Origin of the sequence: Desulfurivibrio alkaliphilus AHT 2 (assembly GCF_000092205.1) — a bacterium.
GTDB lineage: Bacteria > Desulfobacterota > Desulfobulbia > Desulfobulbales > Desulfurivibrionaceae > Desulfurivibrio > Desulfurivibrio alkaliphilus.
Genome location: NC_014216.1, coordinates 52,495 through 76,225 on the forward strand (window position 1 = coordinate 52,495; position 23,731 = coordinate 76,225).

Sequence of the window (23,731 nt, forward strand, 5' to 3'; positions counted from 1 at the left end):
GGTGATCAAGGCTCTGGATCGATTTCTGCGCTCGTTGGCGCCGCACTTCCACCAGGGCGGCCGGCTGCAGCGTTGGTACCCGCTGTACGAGGCCACCGACAGCTTCCTCATGGGCAGCCGGCTTACCAACCCCGGCGCACCCCACGTGCGGGATGCCATCGATTTCAAGCGGATCATGATCACGGTGATCATCGCCCTGATCCCCTGCGTGCTGATGGCCCTGTGGAACACCGGCTACCAGGCCAACCTGGCCCTGGTCAACCTCGGGCTGGAACTGCCGGCCGGCTGGCGCGGGGTGGTGATGAGCCGGGTGGGGGTTGACCCCGCCAGTCTTTCCTCCAACCTGGTGCACGGGGCGCTCTACTTCCTGCCCGTTTACCTGGTCTGCGTGGTGGTGGGCAGTGTCTGGGAGACGATTTTCAATATTATCCGCGGCCATGAGTTTTCTGAAGCCTTCCTGGTCACCAGCCTGCTGCTGCCCCTGACCCTGCCGCCCACCATTCCCCTGTGGCAGGTTGCGGTGGGCACCAGCTTCGGGGTAATTTTCGCCAAGGAGGTGTTCGGCGGGGTGGGGCGCAACTTCATGAACCCGGCGCTGACCGCCCGGGCCTTCCTTTTCTTTGCCTACCCCGCCGAGATGAGCGGCGATGAGGTGTGGGTGGGGGTCGACGGCCTGAGCAGCGCCACCCCCCTGGCCACCCTGGCCGCCGCCCCCGCCGATCAGCCGGTGGCCGCTTTGGACTTCACCTGGGGCGCGGCCTTTGCCGGCATCATCCCCGGTTCCATGGGCGAGACCTCGGCCTTGGCCTGCCTGCTGGGGGCCGCCCTGCTGCTGGTTACCCGCATCGCCTCCTGGCGGATCATGCTGGCCATGCTGCTGGGGGCATTGGCCTGTAGCCTGCCGTTCTGGCTCATCGGCTCGCCGGACAACCCCATGGCCAACGTGCCGCCCCACTGGCACCTGGTGCTGGGCGGCTTTGCCCTGGGGCTGGTCTTCATGGCCACCGATCCGGTCACCGCCCCCCACACCGAGGCGGGCAAATGGCTCTACGGGCTCTTTATCGGCGCCCTGACCATTATCCTGCGGGTGCTCAACCCCGCCTTTCCCGAAGGGGTGATGCTGGCCATCCTGCTGGGCAATATCTTTGCGCCGCTCTTCGACTACCTGGTGATTCAGGCCAATATCCGGCGGAGGGCGCTGCGTTATGGCTAAGGAGAGTACCGCCCGAACGGTGTTGACCGTGCTGCTGCTGGCCCTGGTCTGTTCGACCCTGGTGGCCGGCACGGCGGTGGGGCTTAGAGAGCGGCAGGAGGCCAACCAGCGCCAGGACGAGATGAGAAACGTCCTGATCGCCGCCGATTTGTACCAGCCGGGCGCCGATGTCGAGGAACTTTTCAAAACCGTGGAGGCCCGCATTATCAACTTGGAAGACGGCGCTTTACTGCCGCCCGAGAAAATGGACCCGGCGGAGTACAACCAGCTCAAGGCCGCCCTCGACCGCGAACTTGGTCGGGAATTGCCCAAGGATGCCGACCAGGCCCGCCTGGGTCGCCGGGAAGACTACTCCCTGGTGTACCTGGTGCGGGAAAACGGTGAGCTGGCCAAAGTGGTACTGCCCATCCGGGGCCGGGGGATGTGGTCCATGATGCACGGCTACGTGGCCCTGGGGCCCGATCTCAACACCGTGGCCGGCGCCACCTTTTACCGCCATGGTGAAACCCCCGGCCTGGGCAGCGAAATTGAAAACCGCGACTGGCTGGCCGGCTGGCGGGGCAAAAAAGTTTACGATGCCGACGGCCGGCCCGCCCTGCGGGTGGTCAAGGGTGAAGCACCGCCGGGGGAGGAAGGCCGCCACCAGATTGATGGCATCTCCAGCGCCACCGGCACCTTGAGGGGGGTAAGCGACCTGCTGCAATTCTGGTTCGGCGATCACGGTTTCAAACCGTTTCTGGAACGGTACCGCGACGGAGGAATCCATAATGGCTGAGGAAACCCGGGGGCAGTTGTTTTTCAAGGCGATTTTCGAGCGCAACCCCATCACCGTGCTGGTGCTGGGGATCTGCTCGGCCCTGGCAGTTACCGGCAATATGGCCACCGCCCTGGTGATGTCCATCTGCCTGACCCTGGTCACCGCTATTGCCAGCACCACCATCAGCCTGCTGCGGGAGAATATCCCCAACACGGTGCGCATCGGCATCCAGATCACCATCATCGCCACCCTGGTGATTCTGGTGGACCAGGTGCTTAAGGCTTATTTCTACGATCTTTCCCGCCAGCTTTCCATCTACGTGGGGCTGATCATCACCAACTGTATCGTCATGGGCCGGGCCGAGGGCTTTGCCATGAGCAACCCGCCGGACAAGGCCTTTCTCGACGGCCTGGGCAACGGCCTGGGCTATTCGTTTATCCTGATGAGTGTGGCCTTCTTTCGGGAACTGTTCGGGGCCGGCACCCTGTTCGGGGTCACCGTGCTGCCGCTGGTCACCCGGGACGGCTGGTATCAGGGCAACGGCATGATGCTGCTGCCGGCCAGCGCCTTTTTCCTGGTGGCCCTGCTGATCTGGCTGCTGCGGGAAATTTATCCGTCGCAACGGGAAAAGGAGTAAAGCCAAGCCATGTTCGGCCACTATTTCGAGATCTTTTTCACCGCGCTCTTTGTCGAGAACCTGGTGCTCACCTTTTTCCTGGGGATGTGCACCTTTCTGGCCATTTCCCGGCAGGTCAAAACCGCCTTCGGGCTGGGGCTGGCGGTGGTGATCATCCAGGCCATCACCGTGCCGCTCAACAACCTGATCTACAATCTGGTGCTGCAACCCGGTGCACTGGGCTGGCTGGGGCTGGCCGATATCGACCTGACCTTCCTCGGGCTGCTGGTCTATATCGGGGTGATCGCGGCAACGGTGCAGATCCTGGAGATGTTTCTCGACCGGTATGTGCCGGCGCTCTACAACACCCTGGGGATCTTTCTGCCGCTGCTCACCGTCAACTGCGCCATCCTCGGCGCCAGCCTGTTCATGGTGGAGCGGGATTACGCCCTGGGTGAGAGTGTGGCCTACGGTCTGGGGGCCGGCGGCGGTTTTCTGATTGCCGTGGTGCTGCTGGCCGGGATACGGGAAAAACTGGAATACGCCGACCCGCCCGCCGGCCTGCGCGGCCTGGGGGTAACCTTCATCGCCGCCGGCCTGATGGCCATGGCTTTTATGGGAATCGCGGGAATTGCCTTCTAATGTTTGAAATAGTGGTTGCCATAGTCGCCTACTTGGTGATCCAGACCTTCCTGGTGGGGTTGATCATCGCCGCCAAGCGCAAGCTGCTGCCCGGCGGGGATCTGACCATTGTGGTAAACGGCGAGAAAAAACTCACCGTGCCGCCAGGCGGCAAGCTGCTCACCGCCCTGGCCGACCAGGGGATTTTTCTCTCCTCGGCCTGCGGCGGCGGCGGCTCCTGCGCCCAGTGCCGGGCCACGGTTAAAAGCGGCGGCGGGGCCATTCTGCCCACCGAGCGCTCCCATATCAATCGGCGGGAAGCCCGGGAGGGGGTGCGCCTGGCCTGCCAGGTGCCGGTGAAGCGGGACATGGAAATCGAGGTGCCGCCGGAGATGCTGGAGACCAAAAAGTGGCGCTGCGTGGTGGAATCAAACCACCATATCGCCACCTTCATCAAGGAACTGGTGCTCAAGCTGCCCCCCGGTGAGGAGGTGGATTTCAAGCCCGGGGGGTATATCCAGATCGAAATCCCGCCCTATGTGCTCTCTTTTTCCGATTTCGACATCGCCGAAAAATTTCTGGGCGACTGGACCCGTTTCAAACTGTTCCAGTACATGTCCAAGGTCCACCAGCCGGTGACCCGGGCCTATTCCATGGCCAACTACCCTGGCGAAAAGGGGATGCTCAAACTCAACGTGCGGCTGGCCACCCCGCCCCTGGATGAAGAGGAGGTCAACCCCACCCCGCCGGGCAAGGCGTCTTCCTATATCTTCAACCTCAAACCCGGCGATGAAGTGACCATCTCCGGGCCTTACGGCGAGTTTTTTATCCGGGAAGGCGAGTCGGAAATGGTCTATGTGGGGGCCGGGGCCGGTATGGCGCCCCTGCGCAGCCACATTTTCGAACTGCTCAAGGGGCGGCAGAGCAAGCGCAAGATCTCATTCTGGTACGGCGGCCGCTGCCTGCGGGAGGTATTTTACCTCAACGATTTTGAACAGCTGGCCCGGGAGTTTCCCAATTTCTCCTTCCACCTCTCACTCTCCCGCCCCCGGCCGGAGGACAACTGGACCGGCCCCGTGGGCCATATCCACAAGACACTGTACCAAAACTATCTCAAGGATCACGAGGCCCCCGAAGACATCCAATACTACGCCTGCGGCCCCCCGGCCATGACCGCCTCCCTGATCGAGATGCTGCAGGAGCTGGGGGTAGAACGTGATCACATCTTCTTCGACGACTTCGGCTAAGCTGTTATGCTAGAATTTTTTCTAACCCTGGCTCTGACTTTAACGGTGGTGGTTGCATTCGGGCTGCTGATCAATTATTGTCGACACCGTTTGCGTAAAACCCCCCATGGCCTGAGTGGCATGTGCCAAAAAACCGGCGGCCGGCTATGTTCCACCTGCACCGACGGAATAAAACCCAACCCGCCGAACTCGCCCCACAGGTAAGCGCCTGCAGGGTGCCCCAAGGCAAGATGCCAGTTGCTTGCAGCTCGGACGGGGGGCGCGGAAACCGGTAGCGGCGGGTTTGGCGGCGGCCGGGCACATGGACGTGCAGGAGGCCGCCGCCACCTCGGAGGCGGGCAGGATGCCCGCCGAGAATGAGCCGCTACCGGTTTCCGCGCCACCACCCCTTGGCCACAACCAACAACGTCAAAACCACCGAAGGGCACCTCTCCCCAACATCAAAGCAAAAAACAGTGCAGTGAAGAACTATGGAAAATCTGATTTCTGCGGTTGAAACTTACAGTCAAGGCGGGGCCTTGCTGATGCCCCTGCTGCTGCTTTGCGCCCTGCTGTTAACGGTTACCGGCCTGGGCAATCTGCTGGCCCCCCGCCCTTTCATGCCCCGCTGGTCGGGCCGGCTGCTGCAGCTCACCGCCGTCTTGATGCTACTGGGCTTTCTGGGAATGATCTGGTTTCACTGGCAGATCGCCCAGCACGCGGTGCTGGAACTGCCGGAGCAACTGGCGGCCATGCTCAACCAGCAACTGGAAGCGATGAACCGGGGGGCCACCTACGGCATCCCGCTGTACGATCCCCAGTCCCCGCCCCGTTACCTGATTCCGCCCTGGATCGAGTACCAGCGCTACTACTTCTGGTTTTTCTGCTTTGCCCTGATGGCCCTGCTGGTGCACCGCCGCCTGGATAATCAGCGCTTCCGGGGCAGCCTCTACCTGCTGCTGGCGGCTCAACTGGTGGTGCTCTATGTTTGGGCCGATCCTTTCCGCGAGCCCCTGCCGCGCTTTTTTGCCGAGATAACCCCCTGGTTCACCGCCCCCTCGGCCTGGGAACAACTGGGAATGTTCATGCAGCTCTACCCCCGGCTGGAGTTTTACTACACCGCCTCCTACATGTGGTTTCACCCGCCACTGCTCTTTATCTCTTATGCCTGTATCACCATCTTTTTTGCCGTCTCCCTGCTGATGCTGATTCGCCGGGAGCTGGAAGTGGAGAGGGTGGGCTATGACTACGCCAAGTTCGGTTATTTTCTACTCACCCTGGGGATGCTGCTGGGCTACCCCTGGGCCCTCAAGGCCTGGGGCCCCAACTGGTGGTGGGACCCCAAGGTCAGCAGCTCCATCATGCTCTGGGCCATCTTCAGCACTTACCTGCATACCCGGATCTATGCCAACAAGAAAGGGATGTGGTACTTTTCCGCCGCCCTGGGGCTGCTATGTTTCGTGGCGATGATTTTCACCTTTGTCGCCTCCTATATCTTTCCCGGTGAACACTCTTTGTAAACGTGCAGCAGCACCGCATCTTGCGGCGATCACGCGGCGCCGGTCCGCTTGCCGCAACCTGCGGCACTGCTGCACGTTTACAGCCCGTTATAGCAGCAGTGGTTGGCCCAAGTTGGCTTTGTAAAATGCAATGAAAATGGTGTATGGTGTCTTTTATGGAAGCTAAAGGTTCGAGTTCATACGATTATAAGTTGATTTTGGCGACCACCGCAGTGCTGGGGATCATCTCGGTGATTTGCGTGGCGGCGATGTTTTATTTCAAGGCCGCCGCCATCCACGAGTTGCCCGCCGCCGCCCAGTGGGCCTACATGAACACCATGAACGGTATCATGGCGCCCTTTATCATCGCCCTGATCCTGCTGCTGGGGATCTGCGTGCCCAAGCGGCTGTTGCCGGAACGCTGGCTCAACCGTTTTACCGTCGCCCTGCTGGCCGCGGCCCTGGTCACCTTTTTGGCGGTGGGCGGCCACCCGGCCCTGTTGCTGATCCTCTTTGCCTCCCTGGCCCTGCAACTGGTGGTGCTGGGCATGGCCCTGGCCGGCAGCGCCAGCCTCAACTTTGAAAGTAAAAATTACTGGGTGCGGCTGGGTTCATCCCTGGTACACTTGGGTTTGATCCTTTTCGTGCTGGATCTTTATTTCCACAATTATCACACCCTGCATCTGGTGCTCTTCTGGGTCACCACCGGCGCGGTGGTGCTGGGGATGCTGTTTTGTTTCTACGCTGAACAGGTAGCGGGGCTGGTTCGCCGCTATTGGCCGGCCAGGGGCTAAGCCTTGGCGGCGTCCTGCCGGGGACGGGGCGTTCAAAAACTGGGGGGAGGGCGATGCCGTTATCGTTGATGCAGTGGTTGCTGCTCACCGGTTTGCTGTTGATTACGCAGCCGGCCTTCAGTGCGACTTCGTCTCCCGCCTCCGACCCCACTTCCGGCCCCGCCGAACCTCCGCGCCTGGTGCTCAACAGCCCCTTTTCCGCGCCCATTACCTCTCCCGACCAGGATGGCTTTCTCGATTTGCTTTATGCCGAGCTTTTCGGCCGCCTGGGCATTGATTTTGAAATTCAACTGCTGCCCGGCGAACGGGCCCTGCGCAATGCCGATGCCGGGATCGACGACGGCGATGTCTGCCGGATTGCCGGCCTGGACGCCATCTATCCAAATCTGCGCCGAACCTCCGAGGCGGTGCTGGAATACCGGATGACCATTTTCAGCCGCCGCCACGATTTTGAAGTGACCGGCCCGGCCAGCCTGGAGCCTTACGAGCTGGGTTTTTTAAGCGGCTGGAAAATCCTGGAAGATGTTACCGCCGACCACCCCCGCCGTATCATGCTTGATGACACCGAGCAGCTTTTTCTGATGCTGGCCCATGATCGCCTGGATCTGGCCCTGATCGACCGGATTCTGGGCCTGGAGGCCGTGGCGCGGCTGGATGTGGAGGATGTCCGGGTGCTTGAGCCCTCTTTGTTGCACGGCCATTGGTACCTCTACCTGCACAAGCGGCACCAGGAGCTGCTGCCGGCCATCGACCGGGAGTTGCGGCGGTTGAAAGAGGATGGCACCTACGAGCGCCTGCGCCGCCGGGCTTTCGGGAAATTCGAAACGTTTGATGCCGAGGAGCACATACCCTGATGAGCAACACCCGTTTTTCCTGGTGGCACAGCATCGGTCGCCGTTTTATCATCTATATCCTGCTCTTCAGCTCGGTGGTGACCCTGCTGGGCACGGCGGTGCACCTCTATTTCGAGTACCGCCGGGACCTGCGGAGCATCGAAGCTAATATCAAGCAGATCGAAACCGGTTACCTGGCAAGCATCAGCGAAGGGCTTTGGTCTTTTAACGAACGCATGGTCCGGGTGCAACTGCTGGGGATTCTCGACCTGCCCGACATCCGTTACCTGGAGATTAAGCGCGAGGGTGAAGCGCCTTTTGCCATTGGTGAGCCGGTGCGGGAGCGGAGTGTGATGTACCACTTCCCTTTGAGATACAGCCACCGGGGACAGGAGATTGATCTGGGCCGCTTAAAGGTGGTGGTGGGCATGGATGAGGTTTATGCCCGGATGTGGAGCCGGGTGCTGGTGATTTTTGCCACCCAGGCGGTGAAAACCTTTTTTGTTTCCACCTTTATCTTTTTTCTCTTCTACTTCCTGGTGGGCCGCCACCTCGGGGTGCTGGCCGATTACGCCCGCTCCCTCAAGCTAAGCCGTCTGGATCGGCCGCTGGTGCTCCACCGTGGCGGCTTGAGCGGCTCGGACCAAGATGAACTGGGCCAGGTGGCAACGGCCATCAACGAAATGCGTCAGGCTCTGCTGGCGGAAAGCGAGCAACGGGAGAAGATGGCCGCCCAGTTGCTTCAGGCTCAGAAGATGGAGGCGGTGGGGACCCTGGCCGGTGGGGTGGCCCATGACTTCAACAATATTCTCACCCCCATCATCGGCTACTGCGAACTGGCCAAGATGCAGTTGTCGCCGGCGGAACAGGAAAAAATGCAGGTGGAAGAAATCCTGCAGGCGGCCAGACGGGCCCGCGACCTGGTGCAGCAGATTTTAACCTTCAGCCGGCGCCAGGAGCAGGAGCGCGTCCGGCTTGAGCTGCAGCCGATCATTAAAGAGAATATCAAGTTCCTGCGCTCTTCCTTGCCCAGCACCATTGAGATCAGCCAAGACCTGGCCGCCGATTGCGGCCAGGTGCTGGCGGATCTGACCCAGATTCAGCAGGTGATTTTAAACCTCTGCACCAACGCCGCCCAGGCCATGGAAGAGCAGGGTGGAGTGCTGGAGATTAATCTGCGCCGGGTGGAGATTGGCGACAGCCAGCAGCTTGCCGGGGAGCCTTTGCCGCCGGGGAATTATGCCTGCCTGACGGTGAGCGACACCGGGGTGGGGATGGATGGTGTTACCCGGCAGCGGATCTTTGAACCTTATTTCACCACCAAGGAGCAGGGCAAAGGCACCGGGCTGGGGCTGGCCATGGTGCATGGGATTGTAAGAGGGCATGGGGGGCGGCTGGCGGTTTACAGTGAGCCGGGCAAGGGCACGGTGGTGCGGGTTTTTCTGCCGCTGGCGGAAGCTGCCGGTGGTACGGCAGCAACGCCGGCAGCCGATACTGGCGAGTCGGCGCCTCGGGGGACGGAGCGAATCCTGGTGGTGGATGATGAAAGCAGGATCGTCGAAATGCTTACCGGCCTGCTGGGGCACCTTGGCTACCGCGCCCAGGGGCGGACCGACAGCCGGGAGGCGCTGGCGCTGTTCCGCCAGGACCCCCGGGCCTTTGATCTGGTGATCAGCGATCAGACCATGCCGGGGCTCACCGGCGGCGAGCTGGCCAAGGCCCTGCGAGAGATCAGGCCTGATTTGCCGGTGATTATCTGCACCGGCTTCAGCACCCGGATGAGTGCCGAACAGGCCAGGCGGGAAGGGATTGATGGTTACCTGATGAAGCCCTTCAGCCTGGATGACATCGCCGGCCTGGTGCGCCGGGTGCTCGACGGGGATTCCGCAACTTAATCGCCTGTCTTCGGCCGGCTGTTTAAAAGCGCAGGCGGCGGCGCAGTTCGTCGCGCAGCCGTTCCTCCAGTTCCTCTTCCAGTTGCTGTTGCGGGCTGGGGGCTTCGGGATCTTTACGATCCGGCCGATCCAGCGGTACGCCCAGCAGATCTTCCAGCGCTCGCCGGCCCTCCTGTTGCAGCCGATCCTGCAGTCGCCGCAGGTTTTCCTGCAGTTTGGCCTGGGCGGCGCCGTCCAGAGAGGGGCGGAAGGTGGGATTCTCGAAAGTGCCGCTGATCCTGATGGGCACCACCAACCCTTGCAGGGCGTCCAGCTCCGCTCCCTCCTGGCCTTCGGCGGTGGCCACCACGGCGGCGGTGAGCAGATAGTCGATCTCTTCGCTGACCAGGTTGGCCGTTCCTTCGCCGGTTACCCTTAGCAGGGGAGACATCATGCGCAGATCCTGGTTGCTGACCAGGCCGTTGGTAATCCTGGCGCTGCCGCTAAGGGTGGTAAAGTCGGTGACCGCCTGCTCATCGGCGGCAAAGGTGCGCCGCTCGATCAGGGCCGTGGTCTGCCGCAACAGCCGGCCGAGATTGATCCCTACCACCTCGCCGTCCTGGAAGCTGAGCTCGGCCTTGCCGTTGAGGTTGGCCTTGAATTCGTCAAGCTCGTTACCCCGGGTGGTGAGCTCGTAACTGATATCCGCCCGGCCCCGGATTTTTTCCTGTTCCTGGGTCAAATCGCGCAGCAGCGGCCCAATGCGGACCCCCCGCAAACGGTTGGTGGTTTGCAGCTGCGGCTGTTCACCACGGGCATCGATGTTGATGGTGCTGTCCATCTCGCCCTGGTACAGCGCTGCTTGCAGCGGGGCGACCCGGATCTCGCCGTCCCGGGCCCTGGCTTGCATCATAAAATTGCTGACCCGCAAACCGCTTACTTTCAACTCGCCGACCTTCAACTCACCCTCAAGGAGCAACTCGCGCAGCAGTTCCACCGGCAGCAGGGCGGTGCCCGCGGCGGCGGTTTCCGGGGTTACCGGCTGCTCTTCGCTTTCCGGCGGCAGGTAGCGATCAAGGTCGATGGCGTCCACTTCGATCTTGAAGGCCAGGTCCTGCCGGGCAAGATCGTGCACCGTCACTTCACCCCCGATACTGGTGTCGTCCAAGACCAGGCGCAGGGGTTTAACGGTGAACCGCTCCGGGGTGCCGTCGATTTCAGCCTTGAGTTGCAGGCTGGTCAGGGTTCGTGGGTCGGCGGTGTCCGGCAGTTCCACCTCCAGGATGGGCAGTAGCTGGCGGGGGTTGAAAGGGGCCAGGGAAAGGGCCAGCTTAAAGTCCGGCTCAGAAAGAAGATTCCGGGCCGCCAGGTCCATTTGGGCCTCCAGCCCCAAGATGGCGGCTGAAAGATTGTCGATGCTCAGGCGTTGAAGGTCTGGCTCGGCGGAGAACCCGGTGCTCAGGTTGAAGGAGTGGCGGCGGGCGGCGGCAATCCGGTCGGCCAGCGCCCAGAGTTCGGCCCCGGGTGGCGGGCCGTCGTCGGTCTGGGCGGTGGGCCCGCCCTGGAAGGCACTGGCGACCTTGAGCAGCAGCGGCAGGTCGCGACCGGCCAGCCTGGCCTGGCCGTCGAGGGCGGGCAGTTCGGCGTCCAGCTTGCTTACTCGCCCGTTTACGGTAAGCTCGGTGGCCAGCGCCCGCAGGTGCAGGTGGGGGACGACGATGTCGGCCCCTTCGCTGTTGAAGGTGGCCTCGGCCAGCAGGCCCCGGTCACGCAGGCCGGCCAGTGCCCTGCTCAGGGCTTGCTGATCGGCCCCGGGCTGCAAACGGGCGGCGATGGCCAGCAGGGCCGGCAAGTCTGACCCTTCGGCCCGGATACCCCCCAGAACCTCGGGCTGGTCGGAATAAATGTTGTCTGCCTCCAGGCGCCCGCGCACCGTGGTGCCCAGCAGCTTGGCTGTAAGCTTGGGCACCATGATCCGGCCCTGTTGCGGGTCGACGGTGAACTCGGTGGCCAGGTTGATGCTGCGGTCCTGCACGGCGGTAAGCTGGCGGCCCAGGGGCGAGTCGAAAACCTCCAGCAGTTCCACCAGGTCGGCGACCTCCACGGTGACTTCGCCCTGGCAGCCGGGAATTCCGGCCTCCAGGTCATGCATGGCCAATTGGGCCTGCACCAGGGTGCCCAGCCCTTGCAGGCGGAAATCTTCAAGCTTGGCCCGGCTGGTTTCGGTGTCCAGATTGAGCAGGGTGTGCAGGGTCATGGTGGTCTGTTCGCCGGGTACCGTGGGGCCGCTGAAGGTGGCGGCCGCCTGCAGCGGTTTAATGGCATAGCGACCGGCGTTGAGGTCATAAAGCAGGGTGGCCTGGGCGTTGGCGGCCACTTCCAGTTCCGGCTGGTTGCTGGCGGCGGTGAACTCCAGTTCCAGTTGCATGGGTTCGCCGAATTGCAGGGCGCCCACCGTCAGGCGCAGGTCGCTGATATGGGCCTGCTGGCCGCTGGCCTGGTCGTACCAGTTGACGTTGACCCGGTCAATCTGGATGCCGCCCAGGGCCAGGGCGGCAAAGGGCAGCCCGGCGCCCGGGTCCTTTTTTTTGTGGGGCCTGGCAGCCGGGGCGGGGTCGGGTTCGGCGGCCAGGTCTTCCCAGTTGCCGATGCCCTCCTGGTTGCGCTCCAGGTTTAACTGCAGGCCGGCAACCTGCAAGGTTTGCAGGTGAACCTCGGAGCGGCGCAGGGGCCAGGTGGTTACCGAGAAATGAAAGCTCTCCAGGTGGAAGAAGGGTTCCCGGTCAAAGCCCGGCGCATTACCCAGGCTCAGGGGCCCCCCTTTAAGGTAGAGTTCGGGCCACAGGCCCCACTCAAAATCGCCTTCAATGCTGAGGGTGCGCCCGGTCTGGTCGTAAACCACCTGGGCGATGCGGTCATGGTGGCGGTTGATGTCGATCAGGTGAACCGCCGCCACCAGGCCGACAATTAGCAGCAGGATGAGCGAGATCAGGGTGATCAGGGTAATTTTAATAATCTTCATGACTGTGGCTTCCCGGCAAAGTGAGCTGTTGGTTGGGATGAGCGTACCCGTTCTCCAGGGGTACTAAACTGTCGGTCTAACGTGCCGTAAGCGTTCAGCAGTGCCGCAGGTTCGGGCAAGCAGCCAGGCGCAGCGTCCCCCCTGTACGTAAGCCTGGCTGATCGCCCGAAGATGCGGTGCTGCTGAACGCTTACGGATGAGCTTGGCGGCTGCGGATCAATAGCAGCTATAATATCATATTATGTTTGAATTGATAAACGCTCAAAATCAATGCGGGGGAGGGGTAAAAAAATAAAAAAATAAATTTAAGTTCTTTGTGGGATTGGCCGATGAGAAGGATACCGACTGCCGCGCAAATCGCGGTGATTGCGGTTCGAACACCAGAGACCAAGGCTGCCATGAATCTTAATGCCATACTTTCAGGAATCTCTGCCTGGCCGGTGAAACCGGCCGGTGGCGGGGCCCCGGGGATCAAGCCGTCGGAGGCGGCCCAAGACCGTGGACCGTCCGCCGGCGGAGATATCTTTGAACAGGGGCAGTGGTGGAAAAATCGGGCCATGGCCCGGGTTGACGCCGTCTCGGCCGGGGCCTGCAGTTGCGGTAGCTGTACCTCCTGCGGGGTTAGGGCCTATGGCGCCTTTGCTCGCGGCGGGCCGGGGCCGGTGGCCGGCGCCGCTGTTGCCGGCCAGACGGTCGCTGCCGTCGGTGGCTTGCCGCCGGCCAATGCCGGGGAGGCGGTCAGGGAAAACTCGTCTGCTCCTGCCGCCGAGGAGTCCAACCGGGTAGCGCCCGGTTACTTCCCTTATCCTTTTGCCGGTGAAGCGGGTGCCGCTGGCCGCAATGAGGGTGGTCCGCTCAATCCTCTGGCCCCGGCTGCCGGCGGCGAGCGGGCGCAGGCGGTTGAGCCCGCCGTTGAACCCACCGTGCAGCGGGAAGCGGGCCAGGCTTTGGTGCAGGAACTCAGCCGGGAGGAAAAGCTGGAGGTGGCCCGCCTGCAGCAGCTGGACAGCCAGGTTAAGGCCCATGAAATGGCCCACCTGGCGGTGGCCGGCCCCTATGCCCGGGGCGGGGCCAGCTTCACCTATACCACCGGCCCCGACGGCAAGAAGTATGCGGTGGGCGGTGAGGTAAGTATCGACACCTCCAGGGAGCCCAGCCCCGAGGCCACCATTCGTAAAATGCGCATTATCCGGGCCGCCGCCCTGGCCCCCGCCGACCCTTCGCCCCAGGACCGCAAAGTGGCTGCCCAGGCCGACGCCGCCATGACCGAGGCCCGTCGCGAACTGGAGATGATCCGGCTTGAGCAGCAGAGGGAAGCCGCTCGCCACGAGTTGGATATGCGTTTTATCGGCGCCGGTGAGGGCGGGTTGGACCCGGCTGCAGATAATGAACCCGAGGCAGCCACTTACACCCCGCCTTTCGGTCCCGCCTCGCCGGTTGCCGCCCGCCGGGCCGCTGCCGCCCTGGCAGCCTTTGATCAAGCCGCCCCTCAGTTGCAAGTGCGAGCATAAATCCCCGTGACCGCTTACTCCTTGGAAGATCGTCACGCAGGGGGGCCGTGATCAGTTACGTCCCTCCGGTAGTAGCTTGATCACCGGGTGCTCCATCGGCGGTTAAGCTGTTTTTTTGTTCTTGCCTTCCTTTTTTCTGTTGTTATAGAATGATGGTTCCATAGATGTGGTGCCTGGTCGCCCCGAAGGTACGGTGCTGCTGAACGGTTGCTTTATTGTCACACCCATGCAGGAGCCTGGATCATGAAGTTGCGTCGTGTCACTTCCCTTACCGCGCTGGTCAGTTTTGTCTTGTTAATGATCACCAGCGTGGTGCTGTACATTGTTCCCACCGGCCGGGTGGCCCACTGGGCCGACTGGCAACTGCTGTGGCTGAGCAAGTCGCAGTGGGAGGACCTGCACTTAAACCTGGGCATCCTCTTTCTGCTCAGCATTTTTCTCCATATCTATTACAACTGGCAGCCCATCACCGCCTACCTCAAGGATCGGCTCGGGCGGTTGCGGGTGTTTAACGGCAACTTCTGCCTGGCCCTGCTGATCAGTCTGGTGGTTGGCGTGGGGACCTACCTGGAGGTGCCGCCTTTTGTCAATATCATCCAGCTGAGCGACACCTTCAAGGAGCGGGCGGAGGAAAAATACGGGGAGCCACCGTACGGCCATGCCGAGCTTTCCACCCTGGCGGAGTTTGCCTCCCGGTTGCGTTATGATCTGCCCCAGGTCAAGGAGGCGCTGCGGAAAGGCGGCATGGAGTTTGACGATGAACAGCAGACCGTCCTGGCCATCGCGCAGGCCAACCGGGTCTCTCCCCAGCAGCTTTTCCAGCTGATTAAAGCCGAGGTGGTCAGCGACCGGGACGGCAGCCCCGGACCGCCTCGCCGGGGTCAAGCGGCCGAGTGATCAGCATCCCCCCGGTCAGAATCGGCAGAATGCCGGCCACCTGCCAGCCGCCGGGCACTTCCTGCAGGATGAAAAAGGCAAACAGCATGGTAAACAGCGGCGAGAGCGCGGTCATGGCACTGATTTTGGTCACGCTGAGCCGGTGCAGGGCCTCGATCCAGTAGATTTTGGAGAGCCCCATCAGGAACACCCCATTGAGGGCCACCAGCCACCAGGTGGCCTGCAGGTCGGCAAGGGCGGGCGGGTTGGCGTAAGCCCAGGCCAGCAGCAGCACCACCGGCAGGCTGGTGACGGTGCGGACAAAGAGCAGGGTGGTGGCATGTACATGCCGCCGGGCCCGCTGCTGGTAGCGGTTGCCGATGGGCGCCACCATGGCCGCCAGCAGCACCAGCAGATCTCCTTTGTTGAGTCCGGCTTCGCCGGGGAAAAGTACCAGGAAGGCGCCCAGGCTCATCAGGGCGGCGCCGGCCAGGTGGGGCGGGCTCATCTTTTCGCCCTGCAGCAGATTGAAATAGAGAAAGGCGAAAAAGACCTGCAGAAAGAGGATCAGGGCGGCATTACCGGCGGTGGTGTGCGCCAGCCCGGTAAAGAGCAGAACAAACAGCAGCATGATGTAAAACGACGACCAGGCCAGATCTTTCCAGGCCCGCCGGTTGCCAAGCTCCCGCCAGAGGTTGCTCCCCAGCCGCTTGCTCATCAGTAGCCCGAAAAAAACTGCGGCCACCGCCAGGGTCAGTCCCATGGACCACAGGGGGGCCAGGTAGGGGTAAGTCAGCAGGGTGACGATGGGGAACCAGCCCCAGAGAAACTCCTCGGCCAGCAGGTAAAGCTCGCCCTTGCGCTGCTCGCTGATCATTGTCGAGATGGTGGCGTTACCGCGCGCTGCGGCGCCCCAGGTAGTCGCGCATTTCCGGCGGTACCCGCACGACATGGCTTGACTGCCTGATTTTCCCGGGCTCGGTCTCGCCGTTGAGGTTGATCAGATACAGCCTGCCCGGCCCGCCCCCGTAATGATTGGCCAGATCAATGACCCCGCCGGCCACCACCAGGCGGCCGCTGTCCACCCGGTCCCGGTAACGTTCCAGGGCCCGGGAGACCTGGTAATCCACATTGCTTTCCACTTGCCGGACCAGCAGTTTTTGCATTTCCTCGGCGCTTTTGCCGGTCGTGGCCAGCAGGCGGGCCAGGGGCGGGTGGAGTTGGTTCAACTCCCGGCGAATAGCCGTTCCCAGATGTTCATAGCCTTCATTAAATTGTGCGATGGCCTGGTTGTCGGTGTTGCCGGTGATCAACAGGATGGTGCCGTGCAAGCTGCGAACCCCGTAGTCGATGGCGGCGGCGGCCGGCTCCAGCTGGTTGGCCAGGTTGCGCACCGTATAAATTCCACCCGCTTTCCGTTCCCAGACCATCTCCGGGCTAATGCGGGGGTCCGGGTCGGCCAGCCAGATCAGATGCGGGGCCTGGGTCAGTTGCCGGCCGGGGTCGGTGGCCTTGATGCCCTGCATGAACTGGCGGTTGCTGCCCATGATGTTGCCCAGCACCGAATGGGGTGGGGTGCCGGCCCGGATTTTGGGCAGCGCTTCCAGGGTGGGCTGGGAGACCGCAGGGGATAAGGTCAGCAGCAGGCCCAGCAAAATCGTTAACAATAAGGAGAACGTGAAGAGCGTGGTTCTGGCCATGGCGTTTTTCCCGGGTTGTTTTAAGGTTGAGCCGGACTGAGCGACGTTTGCGACAACTCTACGGCCAAAAAAGGCAATTGTCAAACCCCGGCCAGGCTGAGGCTAGACAAATATAACCCACTCTTTGCCTTGACAAGCTTGGTGGGCGTACTTACCGTTCCGGCAGATTTGAAAATTATCGCAACAATAAGAAAAAACAGGCTTCCCGGAGGAACTTGTGAGTATGGAAGAAAAGGAAAAGATGGCAAAGCCCGGAGCCGGACCGGACGGTGCCGAGGAACTCGGGGCGGCGGCTGGGCCTGCAGGAGCCGGCGAATCGGCAGAAGGGGAGTTGCAGAGCGCGGAGCAGGAGCAGGGCGAGGAAACCGATGACCTGCTGGTGCAGTTGAGCGAGGCCCGGAGCGAGGCCCACGACCTGGAAGACCGGATGTTGCGACTGGCCGCCGAGTTTGAAAACTACAAAAAACGGATGCAGCGGGAACGCGAGTCCGCCTTTAAATATGCCGAGGAGGATCTGCTCAAGGAGCTGCTGCCGGCACTGGATAACCTGGAACGGGCCATCGAGCAGGGGCATAAAACCAACGACGCCTCCGCCTTGCTGGAAGGGGTGGAGATGACCTACCGGGGGCTGCTGGCCGGGCTGGAGAAATTCGGTCTTAAACCGCTGGAGAGCAGAGGCCAGGCCTTCGACCCCAACTATCATGAGGCCATGGCCATGGAGGCCAGTGACGAGTTTCCGGCCAACACCGTCATCAGCGAGTTTCAGCGGGGCTATTTGTACAAGGACCGTCTTATCCGGGCCGCCAAGGTGGTGGTTTCCAACGGTCCGGGAAGCTCGGCCTGAGTTTAAAGCAAGGCAAGTAACAGCGCACGGTTTCGCCGTGAAATAAATTAAATTGGCCGCCAAGGCCTGGATATTTTTACCATCAAGAGGAGATTTGATCATGGGAAAGATCATTGGAATTGATTTGGGAACCACAAACTCGTGTGTGGCGATCATGGAGGGCGGTGACCCCAAGGTTATCACCAACGCCGAAGGCAGCCGCACCACCCCGTCGGTGGTGGCCTTCAATGATGCCGGGGAGCGGCTGGTGGGCCAGGTGGCCAAGCGCCAGGCGGTGACCAACCCCGACCGCACCCTGTATGCCATCAAACGGTTGATTGGCCGTAAGTTCACCGATGCCGAGGTGAAAAAGAGCGTTGACATAAGCCCTTTCAAGATCGTTGAAGGCAGTGGCGGGGATGCCGCCGTGGAGGTGGACGGCAAGGTCTACGCCCCGGCGGAGATCGCCGCCATGGTGCTGGGCAAGATGAAGCAGACCGCCGAGGAGTACCTGGGTGAAAAGGTTACCGATGCGGTGATCACCGTGCCGGCTTACTTCAACGACTCCCAGCGCCAGGCCACCAAAGACGCCGGCCAGATCGCCGGCCTTAATGTCCAGCGGATCATCAACGAGCCCACCGCTGCTTCCCTGGCCTACGGGCTGGACAAGAAGAGCGAGGAAAAGATCGCGGTCTTCGACCTGGGCGGCGGCACCTTCGACGTCTCGATCCTGGAGATCGGCGACGGGGTCTTCGAGGTCAAGTCCACCCACGGGGATACCTTCCTGGGTGGTGAAGACTTCGACCTGCGGATCGTCAACTGGCTGGCCGACGAGTTCAAGCGCGACCAGGGCATTGATCTGCGGCAGGACAAGATGGCCCTGCAGCGCCTCAAGGAAGAGGCGGAAAAGGCCAAGATGGAACTCTCTTCCACCATGGAGACCAATATCAACCTGCCCTTCATCACCGCCGATGCTTCCGGCCCCAAGCATCTCAACATCAAGTTGAGCCGGAGCAAGCTGGAGTCTTTGGTGGCGGACCTGATTGACCGCACCGAGGGCCCCTGCCGCACCGCCCTGAAAGACGCCGGGGTCAGCGCCTCCGATGTGGATGAAGTAATCCTGGTGGGCGGCATGACCCGGATGCCCAAGGTGCAGGAGAAGGTCAAGGAGATCTTCGGCAAAGAGCCCCACAAGGGGGTTAACCCCGACGAGGTGGTGGCCATCGGCGCCGCCGTCCAGGGTGGCGTACTTAAAGGCGATGTCAAGGACGTGCTGCTGCTGGATGTCACCCCGCTGTCGCTGGGTATTGAAACCTTGGGCGGAGTGATGACCAAGCTGATTGAAAAGAACACCACCATCCCCGCCAAGAAGAGCCAGGTGTTCTCGACGGCGGCGGACAACCAGCCGGCGGTTTCCATCCACGTGTTGCAAGGGGAGCGAGAGATGGCTTCCGACAACAAGACCATCGGCCGTTTTGACTTGGCCGATATTCCGCCGGCCCCCCGCGGGGTGCCCCAGATCGAGGTCACCTTCGACCTGGACGCCAACGGTATTCTCCATGTCTCGGCCAAGGATACGGGCACCGGCAAGGAGCAGTCCATCAAGATCCAGGCCTCCAGCGGTCTTTCCGAGGAGGAGATAGAGCGGATGAAAAAGGACGCCGAGAGCCATGCCGAGGAGGACCGCAAGCGCAAGGAACTGGTGGAGGTGCGCAATCAGGCCGACTCCCTGATTTACGCCTCGGAAAAGAGCCTGCGCGATTTGGGCGACAAGGTGGATGCCGACACCAAGGGCAAGGTGGAAGGCGAGATCGCCAACCTCAAGAAGGCCATGGAAGGCGACAGCGTGGATGCCATCAAGCAGAGTATTGAAGCCCTGACCCAGGCCTCCCACAAGCTGGCCGAGATGATGTACTCCCAGGCCGGCGCCCAGCAGGGCGGTCCTGAGGGCGGGGCCGGCGGCGATGATGCCGGCAGCGCCGGCAAGGCCGACGATGACGTGGTGGATGCCGACTACGAAGAGGTTAAAGACGACAAATAACCCGTAATCGTCCAGCAGCACCTTTGTCGGGGGAACGCAGAAAGTTATTGCCTGCGTTCCCCCTTTTTTTTATGCTCCGGGCTTTGTCGAATGATTACTGCCACCACTTAACCGCAACCATTAACAGGACCATTGAAACATGCGCGTTCTTTCCGGTATCCAGCCTTCGGGGCAGCTGCACATAGGTAACTATTTCGGCATGATGCAGCCGATGATCAGTAACATGGCCGAGCATGAGCTTTACGCCTTTATTGTTGATCTGCACGCCCTCACCTCGGTGCACGACGCTCAGCGGCTGGCCACCGGCACCCTGGAGGCGGCTGTCGATTTCATGGCGCTGGGGTTGGAGCCCGAGCGCTGCATCTTCTGGGTGCAGTCCGATGTGCCGGAGGTGACCGAGCTGACCTGGGTGCTCTCCACCCTTACCCCCATGGGGCTGCTGGAGCGTTGTCACTCCTATAAAGATAAAATCGCCAAAGGGATCGCTTCCAGCCATGGCCTCTTTGCCTACCCGGTGCTGATGGCCGCCGATATCCTGCTCTACCAGGCTCAGAGGGTCCCGGTGGGCAAGGATCAGAAGCAGCACCTGGAGGTGGCCCGCGATATTGCGATTAAATTCAACTCGCTGTTCGGCGACACCTTTGTGCTGCCGGAACCGGTGATCGACGCCGACCTGGCGGTGGTGCCGGGGCTTGATGGCCAGAAGATGTCCAAATCGTATGGCAATACCATTCCCATCTTTACCGGGGAAAAAGAGTTGAAAAAACGGGTGATGGCCATCGTTACCGACTCCACCCCGGTGGATGAACCCAAAGACCCGGACCGTTGCAACCTCTACAATATTTTTAAGCTTTTTGCCCCTGCCGATCGCTTAAAAGAGGTGCGGGACCTTTACCTGAACGGCGGTGCCATGTATGGTAAGATCAAGCTGGAATTGCTGGAGCTGCTGTGGGAGTATTTTCGCCCCGCCCGGCAACGCCGGGAACAGTTGCTGGCCGACCCCGGCCAGGTGCGGGACATCCTCCGCCAGGGGGCGGAAAAGGCCCGGGCCAAGGCGGCTCCGACCCTGGAGGAGGTTCGCCGTCGGGTAGGTTTACGCTATTAGCAAGGGCGGGCAAGCGCTGGTAAAGGCCCGGGCCCCAAGTTCCAGGACCACAGCTTTGCTGACTCAACTTGGCGTCAGAGGAGCCTGAGATGAAGACGATTAACAGGGTTAAGCTGAAACTGTTGCTGGCACTGGTTTTGACTGTGCTGGCGATTGTGGTCATCCTTCAAAATGTTGAACCGGTGACGGTGCAACTCCTTTTTGTCAAGGTCAGCATGCCCCGGGCTGCGCTACTGGCCATTACTCTCCTGGTCGGGGTTTTTATCGGAATTCTGATTTCGCTGGGCATCACCGGCGGCCGCCGGGGTGCTGGCAGCAAGCTGCTGGATTTTGACACCAACGACCATTAGCTGGGTTATAGTCAAATCTGGTGTATGGGATAACTGAGGAAAATGGCGTATCATCCAGGTTGATTGATCACCACGACGATCACAGCCAACACAGGAGGATACGCCATGACCAAGTCTACCCCAACCGCTCTTTCACAACAAGGAAACAATGTCGCCGACCCGCTTACCGACCTTTTGCGCGATGGTGCCAGGATGCTGATTGCCCAGGCCGTAGAAGCTGAATTACAGGCCTTCATGGCCCAATACTCCAGCCGCTTGGAAGATGGCCGCAGGACAGTGGTCCGAAACGGCTATCTTCCCGGTCGCACGATCCAGACCGGAATCGGCGATGTCGAGGTCAAAGTTCCCAAGGTGCGAGATCGTAGCGGCCAAGGCCTCAAGTTCAACAGCAGTTTGTTGCCGCCTTATCTGAAGCGGGCGCGCAGTGTCGATGAGTTGCTGCCCTGGCTTTACCTGCGAGGAATTTCCACCGGCGATTACCAGGAGGCCCTGGCCGCACTCCTCGGGGAACAGGCCAAGGGGTTGTCGGCCAACACCATCTCCCGCTTGAAAGCCAAATGGCTGGCCGAGCACACCAAATGGCGGCAACGTGACCTGAACGGAAAACGCTACGTTTACTGGTGGGTGGATGGCATCTACAGCAACGTCCGCATGGATGACAAGCTTTGCCTGCTGGTGATCATTGGAGTTACCGACCAGGGGCACAAGGAACTGATAGCGGTGGAGGATGGCTACCGGGAGTCAAGCGACAGCTGGTATGAACTTCTCGCCGGGCTGCGGGCTCGGGGCCTGACCACAGGCCCCGAGTTGGCGGTTGGCGATGGTTCCTTGGGGTTCTGGAACGCCTTGGGCAGGGTCTATCCGAAGACCCGCCACCAACGCTGCTGGGTTCACAAAACGGCCAACGTGCTGAACAAGATGCCCAAAAAGCTTCAGCTCAAGGCCAAGGCTGATTTGCATGATATCTGGATGGCTGAGACCAAGGAAGATGCCAGCCAGGCTTTTGATCGTATGCTGGCCCGTTTCGAAGACAAATACCCCAAGGCCATGGAGTGCCTGGCCAAGGACCGGGACGAGTTGCTGGCTTTTTACGATTTTTCCAGCCGAACACTGGGTGCATATCAGGACCACCAACCCCATCGAGTCGGCCTTTGCCACTGTGCGCCTGCGCAGCAAGAGATCACGGAACTGCGGTTCCAGGGACACCACCCTGACCATGGTCTTTAAGCTGCTGCAAAGCGCTGAAAAAAGATGGAAAAAGATCAAGGGATTTCGCCGGCTGGCTGAGGTCGTCACCGGCATACAATTCAAAAACGGAATCAAGGTGTCAGATCAACCTATGCGGATGGCCGCCTGAGGACTCCGTACACCAGATTTGACAATAACTCCCATTAGCTGTCTGCTGGAAAATCTTTCTGGCCACTGCCGCCCCACCGGTTTTCGGTAAAATTTTCCTACCCTCCCACAGTGAGGCCGGCAAAAGTGGGCCTCTTTTTCCTGGCCCGGTTTTTGGGCTCTGGTTGCCGTCTCTCTTTGTCAGCAGTTTAACCGGCTGTAATGGTGGGTTTAGCCGGCCACCTGCCGTTGGTTGAGGTTTTTTGTGGTTCCACCCTGTTTTGGCACGAAAATAGCATCTCCAGCTGGACAACGGTAGAACCAATGCCACGGGGAGAATGTTATGAATGCTGCCGTCGTCGCTGCCCACCAAAACCTTAAAGCGCCCTTGCCTGGTCAGGAAGCTTCGATTTATGGCAATCAGGTTGACAGTCTGCTGGTGCAGCTTGATCATTATCGTCGCCAGACGCTCTGGTTGGCCCTGGTCAACAAGCTGCAGGGCCGGCTGGCCGGCGCCACCGATTTGCCCGGGATGCTGGAGGCCTTTTCCCTTTGGCTGATGCCCCATGTGGAGCACGAGTTGGTGGGGTTTCGCAATTTTGACGGCAGCCGGAAACATGTTTTGTGCTCATCGCACGGCCCCTTGCGCCGCCGGATGCTGGAAATGGCCGACAAATTTCTGGTATCCCCGACATCTGAAACCGCCTCCCCCTGCTGCTGGCAGGATGACTTTTACGGCTGCCGCTGGACCATTGAGCTGGCCAGTGACAGTGGTGTGCTGCTGTTGATGCGGCGGGCGGCGACCATTGATCAGGAAGGAATTGATCTGTTGGCCGGGATCGTCGGTATTCTGGCGGAACCGCTGCAGCGGGGGCTGGATTATGGCGACCTGTTCGACCAGGCCCGGCGGGACTTTCTCACCGGGCTGGCCAATCGTCGGGTTTTTGACGAACGAATCGGGCCCTTGCTGGAAAGTGCCCGCCGTTATCAGCAGCCCCTGACCCTGCTCAGCATGGATCTGGATCGCTTTAAACTGCTTAACGACAGTTGCGGCCATGCCGAAGGGGATCGCGCCCTTTGCCGGGTGGCCGAAACCCTGGCCGGTATGGTTCGCACCTGTGACCTGCTGGTCAGGATGGGAGGCGATGAGTTTCTGTTGGTCTTGCCCGGTAGCGATGCGAAGGCCGCCAAAATTATGGCGCAACGGATCCGCTCGGCGGTGAGCGCCTTAAGCTTTGGCGAAGACCGGCGTAAGATGGGCATCAGCGTCGGCATAGTCCAGTGGGCCGCCGGGTTGTCGCTGGACGATTGGCTGCAGCGGGCCGACGAGGCGCTATACCGCGCCAAAGGGCTGGGCTGCTGCTGCCTGGAACCTTTAAGCAAGCAAGAACAGGATAGCCGCAATTCGAGCTGAAACGCGGTCCTGATCCCTCCTCAACTCAACCCCCGCCCCAACTCCTTTCTCCCCGGGCACACCGGTTTCCCCCGCGGAAGCCGTTGTGCCTCCTGCCTTTTTTGGGCAACCTGGTGCCCGG

At 61.1% G+C, this 23,731-nt stretch carries 19 protein-coding genes and 1 pseudogene; 17 read left to right on the forward strand and 3 right to left on the reverse strand.

Translation table 11 applies throughout. The annotated features are described in order from the left end of the window. The first annotated feature begins 4 nt into the window (after positions 1 to 4). From DAAHT2_RS00240 to DAAHT2_RS00285, 9 genes are all read left to right on the forward strand, one after another. A complete protein-coding gene (locus DAAHT2_RS00240) occupies positions 5 to 1,213 on the forward strand; it encodes an NADH:ubiquinone reductase (Na(+)-transporting) subunit B (protein WP_041719079.1) in 1,209 nt (402 codons plus the stop codon). Beyond that, the gene (locus tag DAAHT2_RS00245) at positions 1,206 to 1,988 is read left to right on the forward strand and encodes a Na(+)-translocating NADH-quinone reductase subunit C (protein WP_013162289.1); all 783 of its coding nucleotides are present in this window, start codon (positions 1,206 to 1,208) and stop codon (positions 1,986 to 1,988) included. The genes DAAHT2_RS00240 and DAAHT2_RS00245 overlap by 8 nt, the downstream gene beginning before the upstream one ends. Further along, positions 1,981 to 2,607, forward strand: a complete 627-nt coding sequence (locus DAAHT2_RS00250; protein ID WP_013162290.1) for an NADH:ubiquinone reductase (Na(+)-transporting) subunit D — start codon at positions 1,981 to 1,983, stop codon at positions 2,605 to 2,607. The genes DAAHT2_RS00245 and DAAHT2_RS00250 overlap by 8 nt, the downstream gene beginning before the upstream one ends. 9 nt (positions 2,608 to 2,616) lie before the next feature. Further along, positions 2,617 to 3,228: an NADH:ubiquinone reductase (Na(+)-transporting) subunit E gene (gene nqrE, locus DAAHT2_RS00255; protein ID WP_013162291.1), complete on the forward strand. Its 612-nt coding sequence runs from the start codon at positions 2,617 to 2,619 to the stop codon at positions 3,226 to 3,228. Beyond that, positions 3,228 to 4,454, forward strand: a complete 1,227-nt coding sequence (gene nqrF / locus DAAHT2_RS00260) for an NADH:ubiquinone reductase (Na(+)-transporting) subunit F (protein WP_013162292.1) — start codon at positions 3,228 to 3,230, stop codon at positions 4,452 to 4,454. Before nqrE ends, nqrF begins: the two co-directional genes overlap by 1 nt. Positions 4,455 to 4,924: 470 nt before the next feature. After that, on the forward strand, positions 4,925 to 5,953 hold the full coding sequence (gene ccsA / locus DAAHT2_RS00270) for a cytochrome c biogenesis protein CcsA (protein ID WP_013162293.1): 1,029 nt from the start codon (positions 4,925 to 4,927) through the stop codon (positions 5,951 to 5,953). Between the two features lie 155 nt (positions 5,954 to 6,108). Next, a complete protein-coding gene (locus tag DAAHT2_RS00275; RefSeq protein ID WP_013162294.1) occupies positions 6,109 to 6,726 on the forward strand; it encodes a hypothetical protein in 618 nt (205 codons plus the stop codon). A 53-nt stretch (positions 6,727 to 6,779) separates the two neighbouring features. Then, a complete protein-coding gene (locus tag DAAHT2_RS00280; protein WP_013162295.1) occupies positions 6,780 to 7,580 on the forward strand; it encodes a substrate-binding periplasmic protein in 801 nt (266 codons plus the stop codon). Beyond that, positions 7,580 to 9,454 carry an ATP-binding protein gene (locus DAAHT2_RS00285; RefSeq protein ID WP_013162296.1) on the forward strand — a complete coding sequence of 625 codons (1,875 nt, stop codon included), beginning with the start codon at positions 7,580 to 7,582 and terminating at the stop codon, positions 9,452 to 9,454. The genes DAAHT2_RS00280 and DAAHT2_RS00285 overlap by 1 nt, the downstream gene beginning before the upstream one ends. Positions 9,455 to 9,476: 22 nt before the next feature. On the opposite strand, the gene DAAHT2_RS00290 is transcribed toward DAAHT2_RS00285, so the two are convergent. After that, on the reverse strand, positions 9,477 to 12,455 hold the full coding sequence (locus tag DAAHT2_RS00290; RefSeq protein ID WP_013162297.1) for an AsmA family protein: 2,979 nt from the start codon (positions 12,453 to 12,455) through the stop codon (positions 9,477 to 9,479). A 398-nt stretch (positions 12,456 to 12,853) separates the two neighbouring features. Between DAAHT2_RS00290 and DAAHT2_RS13590 the strand changes: the two genes are divergently transcribed. Further along, positions 12,854 to 13,966: a putative metalloprotease CJM1_0395 family protein gene (locus tag DAAHT2_RS13590; RefSeq protein ID WP_049824332.1), complete on the forward strand. Its 1,113-nt coding sequence runs from the start codon at positions 12,854 to 12,856 to the stop codon at positions 13,964 to 13,966. A gap of 243 nt (positions 13,967 to 14,209) precedes the next feature. Next, the gene (locus DAAHT2_RS00300; protein WP_013162299.1) at positions 14,210 to 14,863 is read left to right on the forward strand and encodes a DUF4405 domain-containing protein; all 654 of its coding nucleotides are present in this window, start codon (positions 14,210 to 14,212) and stop codon (positions 14,861 to 14,863) included. On the opposite strand, the gene DAAHT2_RS00305 is transcribed toward DAAHT2_RS00300, so the two are convergent. After that, positions 14,808 to 15,719, reverse strand: a complete 912-nt coding sequence (locus DAAHT2_RS00305; protein ID WP_013162300.1) for a DMT family transporter — start codon at positions 15,717 to 15,719, stop codon at positions 14,808 to 14,810. The two genes, DAAHT2_RS00300 and DAAHT2_RS00305, sit on opposite strands and share 56 nt — an antisense overlap. Positions 15,720 to 15,735: 16 nt before the next feature. After that, on the reverse strand, positions 15,736 to 16,542 hold the full coding sequence (locus DAAHT2_RS00310) for a carbonic anhydrase (protein WP_013162301.1): 807 nt from the start codon (positions 16,540 to 16,542) through the stop codon (positions 15,736 to 15,738). A gap of 223 nt (positions 16,543 to 16,765) precedes the next feature. On the opposite strand from DAAHT2_RS00310, the gene grpE reads away from it, so the two are divergent. The 6 genes and pseudogenes from grpE to DAAHT2_RS00345 all read left to right on the forward strand — a co-directional run bounded on the left by grpE (position 16,766) and on the right by DAAHT2_RS00345 (position 23,610). After that, positions 16,766 to 17,386 (forward strand): nucleotide exchange factor GrpE, encoded by a 621-nt coding sequence (grpE, locus tag DAAHT2_RS00315; protein WP_013162302.1) that lies wholly within the window; start codon positions 16,766 to 16,768, stop codon positions 17,384 to 17,386. Between the two features lie 100 nt (positions 17,387 to 17,486). Continuing rightward, positions 17,487 to 19,406: a molecular chaperone DnaK gene (dnaK, locus tag DAAHT2_RS00320; RefSeq protein WP_013162303.1), complete on the forward strand. Its 1,920-nt coding sequence runs from the start codon at positions 17,487 to 17,489 to the stop codon at positions 19,404 to 19,406. A gap of 139 nt (positions 19,407 to 19,545) precedes the next feature. Continuing rightward, the gene (gene trpS / locus DAAHT2_RS00325) at positions 19,546 to 20,511 is read left to right on the forward strand and encodes a tryptophan--tRNA ligase (RefSeq protein ID WP_013162304.1); all 966 of its coding nucleotides are present in this window, start codon (positions 19,546 to 19,548) and stop codon (positions 20,509 to 20,511) included. A gap of 89 nt (positions 20,512 to 20,600) precedes the next feature. Continuing rightward, positions 20,601 to 20,861, forward strand: coding sequence for a LapA family protein (locus DAAHT2_RS00330; RefSeq protein WP_013162305.1), 261 nt, complete (start codon positions 20,601 to 20,603; stop codon positions 20,859 to 20,861). Between the two features lie 105 nt (positions 20,862 to 20,966). Continuing rightward, positions 20,967 to 22,218, forward strand: a pseudogene (locus tag DAAHT2_RS00335) (IS256 family transposase). A gap of 321 nt (positions 22,219 to 22,539) precedes the next feature. Continuing rightward, complete coding sequence (locus tag DAAHT2_RS00345) at positions 22,540 to 23,610, forward strand: GGDEF domain-containing protein (protein WP_013162306.1); 1,071 nt, start codon at positions 22,540 to 22,542, stop codon at positions 23,608 to 23,610. Positions 23,611 to 23,731 lie beyond the last annotated feature (121 nt).